This window comes from Klebsiella sp. M041 (genome assembly GCF_059759695.1).
Genome location: NZ_JCAXWU010000043.1, coordinates 1 through 10,249, shown reverse-complemented (window position 1 = coordinate 10,249; position 10,249 = coordinate 1). Strand labels below are relative to the sequence as shown.

At 48.9% G+C, this 10,249-nt stretch carries 8 protein-coding genes and 3 pseudogenes; 3 read left to right on the top strand and 8 right to left on the bottom strand.

Features of this window, described 5'->3' with window-relative positions; all coding sequences use genetic code 11:
* Positions 1-184 precede the first annotated feature (184 nt).
* Positions 185-1,585, top strand: a complete 1,401-nt coding sequence (locus tag AC6CWS_RS26180) for an ISNCY family transposase (RefSeq protein ID WP_065883942.1) — start codon at positions 185-187, stop codon at positions 1,583-1,585.
* Positions 1,586-1,701: 116 nt separating this feature from the next.
* Here the strand turns inward: AC6CWS_RS26180 and AC6CWS_RS26175 are convergent, their stop codons facing one another.
* From AC6CWS_RS26175 to AC6CWS_RS26155, 5 genes are all read right to left on the bottom strand, one after another.
* Positions 1,702-2,079, bottom strand: a complete 378-nt coding sequence (locus AC6CWS_RS26175) for a glutamate racemase (protein WP_074442694.1) — start codon at positions 2,077-2,079, stop codon at positions 1,702-1,704.
* 134 nt (positions 2,080-2,213) lie between these two features.
* Entirely contained in the window at positions 2,214-3,656 is a 1,443-nt protein-coding gene (locus AC6CWS_RS26170; protein ID WP_065883944.1) for a glycoside hydrolase family 1 protein, read from the bottom strand.
* Between the two features lie 14 nt (positions 3,657-3,670).
* The gene (locus AC6CWS_RS26165) at positions 3,671-5,008 is read right to left on the bottom strand and encodes a PTS transporter subunit EIIC (RefSeq protein ID WP_065883975.1); all 1,338 of its coding nucleotides are present in this window, start codon (positions 5,006-5,008) and stop codon (positions 3,671-3,673) included.
* A gap of 101 nt (positions 5,009-5,109) precedes the next feature.
* Positions 5,110-5,856: a MurR/RpiR family transcriptional regulator gene (locus tag AC6CWS_RS26160; RefSeq protein WP_498256457.1), complete on the bottom strand. Its 747-nt coding sequence runs from the start codon at positions 5,854-5,856 to the stop codon at positions 5,110-5,112.
* Positions 5,837-6,802 (bottom strand): SLAC1 family transporter, encoded by a 966-nt coding sequence (locus tag AC6CWS_RS26155; RefSeq protein ID WP_223822579.1) that lies wholly within the window; start codon positions 6,800-6,802, stop codon positions 5,837-5,839. The genes AC6CWS_RS26160 and AC6CWS_RS26155 overlap by 20 nt, the downstream gene beginning before the upstream one ends.
* Positions 6,803-6,855: 53 nt before the next feature.
* Here AC6CWS_RS26155 and pdxR point away from each other — a divergent pair, with 53 nt between their 5' ends.
* Entirely contained in the window at positions 6,856-8,358 is a 1,503-nt protein-coding gene (pdxR, locus tag AC6CWS_RS26150; protein WP_065883948.1) for a MocR-like pyridoxine biosynthesis transcription factor PdxR, read from the top strand.
* A 143-nt stretch (positions 8,359-8,501) separates the two neighbouring features.
* Here pdxR and AC6CWS_RS26145 read toward each other — a convergent pair.
* Positions 8,502-8,636 (bottom strand): annotated as a pseudogene (locus tag AC6CWS_RS26145) (IS30 family transposase); the annotation flags it as partial.
* Between the two features lie 183 nt (positions 8,637-8,819).
* Here AC6CWS_RS26145 and AC6CWS_RS26140 point away from each other — a divergent pair.
* Positions 8,820-9,392 (top strand): annotated as a pseudogene (locus AC6CWS_RS26140) (transposase family protein); the annotation flags it as partial.
* A 61-nt stretch (positions 9,393-9,453) separates the two neighbouring features.
* Here the strand turns inward: AC6CWS_RS26140 and AC6CWS_RS26135 are convergent.
* Both AC6CWS_RS26135 and AC6CWS_RS26130 read right to left on the bottom strand, forming a co-directional pair.
* A complete protein-coding gene (locus tag AC6CWS_RS26135; RefSeq protein WP_065883950.1) occupies positions 9,454-9,792 on the bottom strand; it encodes a hypothetical protein in 339 nt (112 codons plus the stop codon).
* 219 nt (positions 9,793-10,011) lie between these two features.
* Positions 10,012-10,140: pseudogene (locus tag AC6CWS_RS26130) on the bottom strand (helix-turn-helix domain-containing protein); the annotation flags it as partial.
* Positions 10,141-10,249: the final 109 nt, after the last annotated feature.

Sequence of the window (10,249 nt, the reverse complement as noted above, 5' to 3'; positions counted from 1 at the left end):
CAATCATCCTGTTGTTTCAGTCGGAGGAAAGTCTATCAGTAAAGAGAATGAGAGATCAAAGTGGTCATTTTAATTGAGCTGGATAACGGACATTTCAATTGAGCCTTGACATTGATTATAGTGGCTGAGTTGTAAGGTCTGCTCCTGGATAAGTGACACGTGGATTCACCATGGAGGGATTCTGATAACGTCTCATGCAGCGGACGTTTTCACTTTGGATGAAGTTAACCGACTCAAAATCATTCAGGACGTTGTCGACCGGCGACTGACCACGCAGATGGCCGCGCAGCGCCTGGGAATTTCCGATCGCCAGTGCCGACGCCTTCTGTCGCGTTACCGTGAATCAGGCCCGCTTGGTATGGCTAACCGCCGTCGCGGAAAACCCAGCAATAACCAGTTGCCTGATGGTCTTGCCCGGTACGCACTCAGTATTATCCGCGAGCGCTATACCGACTTCGGGCCGACGCTGGCGTGCGAGAAACTCGCAGAGCTGCACGATGTTCACCTGTCCAAAGAGACCGTCCGTTCACTCATGGTCAAAGCCGGTCTCTGGATCCCACGCAAACAACGTGCGCCGAAAATTCAGCAACCACGCTATCGCCGGGCCTGCTGCGGCGAACTGATCCAGATTGATGGCTGCGACCATCACTGGTTCGAGAACCGTGCGCCCGCCTGTACCGCACTGGTCTACGTCGACGATGCGACGAGTCGCCTGATGCAGCTTCGTTTCGTGAAATCGGAATCGACCTTCACGTATTTTGAGGCCACCCGGGGCTATCTGGAAAAGCATGGTAAACCACTGGCATTGTACAGTGACAAAGCCAGCGTCTTCAGAATCAACAATAAAAATGCCACCGGCGGCGATGGTTACACCCAGTTTGGCCGTGCGATGCACGAACTGAGCATCCAGACTATCTGCGCCAATACCAGCTCCGCCAAAGGCCGTGTGGAACGTGCCCATCTGACGCTTCAGGATCGCCTCGTAAAGGAGCTCAGGCTCAGGGGCATCTCTTCAATGGATTCAGCTAATGATTATGCCGATGAATTTATGGCCGATTACAACCGACGTTTTGCTAAAGCGCCCCGGCATGACTTTGATGTGCATCGACCACTTGAAACTGACGATGACCTGGCAGCATTTTTCACATGGAGGGAGCCGCGCCGTGTGTCAAAATCCCTGACAGTGCAATATGACAAAGTGCTCTATCTGATTGAAGATAATGAGTTAAGCCGCAGGGCTATCGGAAAATATATTGAGGTCTGGCATTACCCGGATGGTCGTAAAGAGCTCCGCCTTAATGGCGCTGTTCTTCCCTACTCCACCTATGATCGCCTTCAGGAAATAGACCAGGGCGCTATCGTGGACAACAAGCGCCTCGGGCGGACACTTGAGTTTATTAAGCTGGTTCAGGGCAAACGCGACGATAACCGTTCGCAAGCTCTCCCTGCCGGAGATGGCCCTTCCCGGCGGCGCAGAAAACCGACAGAGAAGAAATCCCAGCGTTCCCTGAATGGTGACGATATGCTGGAAGCATTGAAGACATTACAGTCCCGTTCTGAGGAAATTTTCGGTACAAGGAAATGACATGGATCTGATGGCAGACATAAGCCCGCCCCTTATAGAACTTTCCAATGCCTTCAGAATCAAACGCCATATGAATACTTATTCCGTAATAGTTGTTGGAAGAAATAATCACATAATTAAGTAGAAAGACTACTTACTTCTGCATGGATTCCAAGCAGCCTGTAAAGTGACTCCTTCATCCGGATTGTATTACCAGTGGTGTAAAAGCGGTATTTCTCCTGGCCGCGCTCTTCAGGCCAGTTGCAGCTATTCAACATTGAGGCCGCATGGCTGATAACCGCAGGGGCGGGATCATGTATTGTCACTTCTGCTGGAACAATCTGTTCAATGAGATAGCGGAGGAAGGGATAATGTGTACATCCGAGAACGATTTGGTCCACTCCGGCATCAATCAGAGGCTGAACAACGCGGTTAACCATTTTACGCACTTCAAATAGGGCATGAGGATGCCCCTCTACAGCATCAACCCAGCCTTCAGGTGTTACAGCGTACACGTCAACCCGGATAATTATACTCCTTTAAAATGCTGAAGATAACATCAGCGTCTATGCATCTGCATGCCCTGATAATCGTTATAAATGAAGGGCTGCGTCAGAGAATGTGAAGTCCTCAGTGCAGCCCTGGTACATTATTCCTCGACTGATTTACCGTTGGTCGCAATGAGTTTCTGATACCAGTAGTAGCTTTTCTTGCAGAAACGCCTGCCGTCACCACGCCCCAGATCGTCAAGATTGACGTAAACCAGGCCATAACGTTTTGACATCTGGTTTGACGAGCAGCTGATGATGTCGATCGGAGACCACATATAGTAGCCCAGCACTTCCACGCCATCGGCAATGGCTTCACCGACAGAGCGGATATGATCCCTGAAGAAGGCGATACGGTAATCATCCTCTACGGTTTCGTTAACCAGCTCGTCAAAGCAGCCAATACCGTTCTCGGTGATCATGATAGGCTTTTGCCAGCGATCCCAGAAGAAATTCAGCACATAGCGAAGCCCTACCGGGTCAATTGCCCAGCCCCAGGGGGTCTGCGATAAAAGCGGGTTACGCTTGTTATTCCCCCTGAACTGGTGCGCAATCTCAGCATTGCTTACATAGGTGGTGTAATAAGAAAACGTCATGAAATCTGCCGTATTCTTCAGGAGAGCTTTATCCTCATCCGTGATGCTGAGAACGATGTTTTTCTCTTTGAAGAACCGTTTGATATAGCCGGGATATTCACCACGCAGAAGCACATCCGCGAAGTAGATTTCATACTGGTTTTTCTGCCATGTGGCAAAGTTGTCTTCCGGACTTGTCGTTTCAGGGTAGGCAAAATCGGTATACAGCATCATGCCGATCTTAATATCTCCGCCCAGGGAGGCAGCATATTTTTTTACCATGGCCGAAGCCAACAGTTCGTGGTGAACGCCCTGATATTTATCCTGTTCCAGATAGGTGCCTTCGTCCTCGAAAATGCCCAGATGATTGAAGGACTCGTAGCGAATGAGGTTAATCTGGTTAAAAGGGATCCAGTACTTAACGCGATCGTGATAGCGATAGAGGCAAGTGCGGGCAAAGTTAAAATAAAAATCGATTAACTGACGGTTCTTCCAGCCATTATAATTCAGCGCGAGGTTCAGGGGCATCTCATAATGGGCGAGCGTAATCATCGGCTCCATGCCATTTTTGATGATTTCGTCTATCAGCTCATCGTAAAATTTCAGGCCCGCTTCGTTAGGTGCCGTGTTATCCCCGTCAGGAAAAATACGCGCCCAGCTGATTGAGGTACGGAAGGTCTTCAGACCGGCGGCCTTGAGCAGCGCCAGATCTTCACGGAAGGTGTGGTAAAAATCGATACCCGTTCTTTTAGGAAACACGCCGTCTTTATCATCCTGTGCCTGAACAGCATAGTCCCGGGTGAGCTCGATATTATACATCTTGCGCATGTCTTCATTGAAAACATATTCATTGATATCGGCAACGCTGATACCTTTACCATCAAGATTCCAGGCCCCCTCAGCCTGGTTGGCCGCGATAGCGCCGCCCCAGAGGAAGTTCTCAGGAAAATTCAGTGTTTCGTTACTCATGTTCTCTCCCATTTTTAAGACCGGCTCTTGTAACCAAAAATAACCGGTAAAACTGCGCCAGTAATTAAAGTGGCGAATAGACCCACGCTGTAAATCAGCATGTTACTTGCGGTCGGGATGGAAAGCAGACTCGCAAAAACAAGGTTATTAATCGTGATGTTATAGCCACCCACAATTCCTCCGCCTACCGCACCGGCAATAATGATGTAATAAATCGTGCGGCGGTTAGGGATGATGAGGCCGTATAAGATAGGCTCAGTCACACCGCTGATTAATGAAGGGAAGAAGGCACTGCTGGCAAGCTGACGCGTACCTGCATCACGCGTTCTGATAAGGATCCCGAGTGCCACGCCCATCTGAGCGATGGCTGACATACCGCCAATGGCATAGATAGGGTCACCGCCATGGGCAATGTTTGAAAAGACTACCGGAATAATGGCCCAGTGCAGCCCAAACAGGACGATAAAGGAATAGGCTGCCCCGATGATCATCCCGGCCACAAGACTGTTCACGCCAATGATGTAAACGATGGCTGATGCCAGATAATCACCGAGGTACTTGCCGAAGGGGCCAAGTAAAAACATGGTGAGCGGAACCACAATCACGACGCATAACAACGGCACCATAAACAGCTGTACTGAATCCCACAACCTGGCCTTCAGGAAGCGCTCCAGCGCGGCAGCAACCGGTACGGCAAAGAATACCGGAAAGATGCTGTAGCCGTATTCCATAACCACAAGCGGCAGGCCGATGATATTCAGCGTCTGCCCTGCCAGACTGGTAAATTCGGGATACAGTAATGACGCGCCGATGATCGCGCCTGTTAGCTCACTGGATTTAAGCTTCCTGGCGATGGTAAAACCAAGTAGCACTGGCATGAAATAAAACGGCACATTAGCGATAAATGACAGCAGGGTTAGCGTACTGTTTCCCGTCAGAGAAGGCAGGCTCAGCAACAATGTGGTGAAAGCACGTAGCAGACCTGCGGCGGCGAGAATACCGATCAAAGGTAGGAAGCTGCCTGAAATGAATGCGAAGATACGGCTGATGAAAGATTCCCGGTTTGCTGCCGTCCCGGAAGAGGACAGCGCGCTGTTCTGACCACCGGTTTCAAGCACGCCATGCAGGGCACTGTATACTGCCCCTACCTTGTTGCCGATAATGAGCTGGCACTGTCCGCTGGCCTGCACGACTGAGAGGACCAGCGGGTTCGCTTTAAGGGCATCCTTGTTAATCTTGTCATAATCGAAGAGATTAAAACGTAAGCGCGTAGCGCAGTGGTAATAATCCTTAATATTTTCACGGCCACCTAAATTGTCAATGATAGACAATATCTGCTGTTGTTCAGACATTTGCGGGACTCTCTTGATGTAGGGTATAACCTGAAAATATCCGTGAACAGGCTGTAAATCAAAAACTATCATTTTCCTGTTTTGGAAAATAACTTTGTGAGCTAAATCACGTTCTGTACGATATTAAAAACAATACTTTCAAGGTATTTATGAGAAAAATAGTTTGCGTATAACATTTGAGGGTGATTATTAAGTTCGATGGAATGGGCTGGTTTATTATTCAGGATTGCTGGCACGCTTCCTGAAATAAGGCATAATTGCGACTTTTCAGACACGTTATTTATATACTGGCATGAGTTTATCCATTGTCCTGTCAGGGTAAGAATAAAAACGCAGTCAACCTGTCGCAGAATGGTTTTGATCAGTTCGTTGTTTGAACGCTCGACCAGATAAACCTTCCGGTTGCTGCTGCTGATGCTTTCCCTCATGACATTTGCAATATTGAAAAGAAATGAGTTAGACAGAATAATGACGGAACGACTGTTATTAATGACCTCTGCCATTTTTCTGCACTCTTCATAAGGTATATGTTTATATATTTCCTCGATGACCTCTTTTTCAGTCATTCCTTTTATACCCTGATGCGTCAACCGATAGGGAGCTATGTCATTTTTTAATTCCTGGAACGAGCCGTATCCCAGTTCCCTGACGAATTTGGTGATGCTCGAAGGCGTCGTATTACAGTACGACGCCAGCTCTTCGATTTTCACATACGGAAATTCTTCGATTTTAGCAATTACCGCCATCGCAATGGCGGTAAAGACGTTTCGCTTACCGGCATAAAAAAGATATTCAGATACTCTCACATAAAGAGGACTGTAAAATACGCTATCCGGAGTGTTTTGCATGCCTGCCCCAACAGAGAGTTAACAGTGATTGCCTGACGGTCATAACAATAATGGAGCATACTACAAAGGTCGCGAATGTCAGTGCCGCCAGTGCAAGCGTGTGGTTCAGTGTGGTCATGGATGCCGTGTCAACCCTTATAAGGGCAGATGCCAGTGCCGTTGACGGGAAGGTAAATCCCCACCAGATCCGCCCAAACGTATCCGGGATCATTCTTCGCCACAGGCTGATGAGCACAATGGCAAAGAAAAGTGCGGTCCAGGCCATGAATTCAATTACGTCATTCATACCGCCATAAATACAGTACAGTCCGACGGCGATGACCGCAGGCGCTGAAACCATAATAGCCAGGCCGGGCATGGCCTTCTGCGGGGTAACAGGACGAACAAACACGATACGCCAGAGGATAAGCGGCATAAAAAGCGCCCAGCAGAGCAGAGCTGAAAACAGCAGCATCTTACTGAGGCCCGGAAACCCCAGATCCACGCCCGCGAAAGCCGGAGAGGCGTTGCCCACCATAGGTATAAGCCATACCGGGCTGATTTCATGCGTATCGAGCTGATCGATAAGCCAGCGGCGGAATGTACACGTGAGGAAAAAAATCTGGGCGGCGACGGCCGCTATCCAGAGCACCTTCGCCAGCAGGATACTGTAAGGTAGCAGTCCCATTGCGAGCAGAAAACCTGAAATTGTGGCAGCACAAAAAAAGTTCTTACTGGCACGTGAATGCCATTCTGCAAGGATAATCTGACGGCAAAAAACCAGCCGCAGAAGTTGGATACCGGTCAGTACTAAAAATACCGCTAATCCTGTCGCAAGGAATACTTCACCAGGCAACGCGGACACGTCGTAGGTTTTTGCTGCGGCCCGCCATACCAGGCCCAGGCCGGTTATCCCCATCACCGAGGAATAGAGATCGAAGCTGACAGTTTGAAATTTTTCGGACACCGTATATCTCACTTTTAATTTCCGGGCAAAATTACTGCGCCCAGGACAGATGCATGCTAAATTTCCGCTATATTGGTCCTGTGCCATTACTGTTTAAAGGTCCAATTCAGGTAAATAATTGGACCACAGGGGTTTGTGTGATTGAAATTCACCTCAGCCGCAGCGCGACGGCTCTTCCGCTTTACCAACAGATTGAGCAGCAAATCAGCTGGCAGATCATCAAGGGTCAACTGAATTATGGCGAGTACCTGCCCCCCTCCCGGGAGCTGGCCCGGCAGCTGAGAGTATCCCGGGGAAGCGTTGTCCGGGCTTATGAAGCGCTTTGCATGAAAGAGTACTGTCACAGCCATACGGGAAGAGGAACGATGGTGATTTACCGGGAAAAGCCGGATGCGTCACCGCCTGGTCCGGTTGCGGCTGCCCCCTCCCCGATCGCCTACGCGAGCGATAAATTTCTTCCCGGGGGCTTATCCCTGCTTCCCAGCCATGCCAGCACGGCTCATCTTCCGGTCGGTGAGTTCCGGCAGGCTTTCAACCGCGTGCTGCGTTATCCTGACAGGCTTAATCAGTTTGGCGAGAGCGCCGGGAATCTGGAGCTACGTCAACTAATCTGCGACCAAATCCTTCCTTCCCGGGGGATCTCAGCCAGTCCCCAGGAAGTGCTGATTGTCCCCGGTTCACAGTATGGAAGTCTGCTTCTGGCCATGACGGTACGCCAGGAGAGAACATGTTTTCATTTTGGCGAGCCGGGCTACCTGGAGTTTGCCCGTAATTTTTCGCGTTTCGGCTACAATCTACAGTCACACAGGATGGATCCTGAGGGAATCGATCTATCCGACTTTCGGCCAACGGCGAAGGATATTCTTTATCTGATGCCGGAACATCATTTTCCGCAATGCATCACGTTGTCGGATAGCAGACGAAGCGAAATAATTCATTTGGCAAGTCAGAAGAAGATACTTTTGCTGGAAGATGATTATGACAGTGAATTTTACTTCGACAAAGTTCCCCGCCCTGCCCTCCGTTCAACCGCAGCCTCAGAACAGGTCGTATATATGGGTACCTTTTCCAAAGTACTTTTCAATAACGTTCGGCTCGGATATCTGGTTGCAGACAGCCATCTAATACAACAGATGGCTGCTCTACACTGGAGTCTGTCACGCGGTACAAGCGGGCTTGTGCAACAATGGGTAGCTGAATTGCTGAAAAGTGCAACATATGCGAGACATTTGCGAAGAATGCGAACGGTATACCGGCATAAACGAGATGACATGGTGGCTCTGGTACGGAAATACCTGCCGGACGCACAATTCAGCGTCCCGCCAGGTGGCCTGCAACTTTACGTCAAATTCAGCGAGCCTGAAAAAGCCATCTGGGTTTATGACTGGCTTTCCGGAAACAATATTCAGGTTGCTGATACAGGAAACTACACGTTAGATACTGACGCGACGTCTGATTTTATCGTATTAGGGTTCGCGAATACTGATGTGAATGAATGCGAGACGGTTCTTGAAAGGCTGAGTCACGCACTGTATTCAGGCCTCGACAGGATCTGATTTCGCGGTATGACTATTTTACGTTTCATCAACGATCCTATGATCTTCCTTGTTACCAGAGTGACACCGGTAACATTCACTATATCATTGTGGCCACTGTCTGTAGTGGTTTAGTTAATTTGGTCACCTGAGTTGAGGTGTTATCCAAAAGTCTGGCGGAAAGTGGGCAAGATAGAAGAATGATATCTGTCGAACATTCTGGCGATATCATGTAGGTCATCAACTTGCTTATATCTGTCCCAAATAATCGTTTTCGTAATGCGCGTTTTTCGTTTCATGGCAACGTCCCCCTTGATTAAGGATAGCGTGCATCGACCCGTTAAACTCACAGCACTAAGCGGACATTTTGACTTTGCCCTGCCCCGGACATCTGAACTTAGCTTTGACATAGATTATGGTGGCTGAGTTGTAAAGCCTGCTCCTGGATAAGTGACACGTGGATTCACCATGGAGGGATTCTGATAACGGCTCATGCAGCGGACGTTTTCACTTTGGATGACGTTAACCGACTCAAAATTATTCAGGACGTTGTCGACCGGCGTCTGACCACTCAGATGGCCACACAGCACCTGAGTATATCTGATCGCCAGTACCGACGCCTTCTGTTGCACTGCCGTGAATCAGGCTCGCCAGATATCGCTAACCGCCATTGTTGAAATCTCAGCAATAACCAGCTGCCAGATGACCTTGCACAGTACGCGCTCAATATTATCCGCGAGCGCTATACCGACTTTGGGTCGACGCTGGCGTGTGAGAAACTCGCAGAACTGCATGATGTTCATCTGTCCAAAGAGACTGTCCGTTCACTCATGGTCAAAGCCGGTCTCTGGATCCCCCGCAAACAACGTGCGCCGAAAATTCAGCAGTCACGTTATCTTCGGGCCTGCTGCGGCGAACTGATCCAGATTGATGGTTGCGACCATCACTGGTTCGAGAACCGTGCGCCCGCCTGTACCGCGCTGGTCTATGTCGACGATGCGACGAGCCGCCTGATGCAGCTTCGTTTCGTTAAATCGGAATCGACCTTCACCTATTCATGCCACTTTAAAATGATGGCGTGGAGATCGCTCTGTGGTCCTTACGCCTGATGTCACCTTATATTGATTGTAGCGTTGCAAGCGCCGAAAGCAGGATACCGATAACGACCGGATAAAAAACGCAGGAAATCAGGAATTCAGCTACCTTATGACCTTCACTTTGGATATGAATAGTTCTTCCTATACTTATCAGAGAGGCAAAAAAACCGATCGTCGCCACAACGGCGATGAAAGTCAGAATGCAATACAGCGTTAACCCGCCAGCCTCTCTTTTCACAAGGCAACCAAACATCGCCAGCGCCTGCAACAGGCTTAATGCGATCGCCCCGGAGCAGCTTTCACAAACCCTTCCATAGATACCAAACACTTCCCAGGCACGTTCGTTAATGCGCTTCACTCAGAATTCCTTCTATAAAATAAAAAAAATAACAGGTGCTCAAGTTTTTACCTCTTCACCTTTGCAAATCTATATAAAAAATCCATTTAAAAAATGGTGTCCTCTTTTTTCAGGTATTCATAAGGGTTCACCCTTCCCTGCCCCTTTAGCGTAAAAACATCGTTATTTTCCGGCACAGGAACCATTCAGGATATTATTAACCATCGTCTGGCGCCATGCCTAAACCCCTTTGTAGTGCTCTTTACTCAGGCCATACTTCTTCATTCTGAGATAGAGTTTTTTACGCGGTATCAGCAGATACTCCGCCACCTCATTAATACGTCCCTGGTGGATATTCAGCGCTTCGGTGGCTTTGTTGAATAAATCAGATTTCGGGTAAGTCTCCCCCGTAGCGGGTTGTGTTTTCAGGCAATACGCACGCTTTCAGGCATACCTGCTTTCGTCATTTTGTTCAGCG

Coding starts and splice junctions, on each gene's coding strand:
- AC6CWS_RS26170 (WP_065883944.1), bottom strand. CDS start 3,656: ATGAGTAACGAAACACTGAATTTTCCTGAGAACTTCCTCTGGGGCGGC.
- AC6CWS_RS26160 (WP_498256457.1), bottom strand. CDS start 5,856: ATGCAAAACACTCCGGATAGCGTATTTTACAGTCCTCTTTATGTGAGA.
- AC6CWS_RS26165 (WP_065883975.1), bottom strand. CDS start 5,008: ATGTCTGAACAACAGCAGATATTGTCTATCATTGACAATTTAGGTGGC.
- pdxR (WP_065883948.1), top strand. CDS start 6,856: ATGCTAAATTTCCGCTATATTGGTCCTGTGCCATTACTGTTTAAAGGT.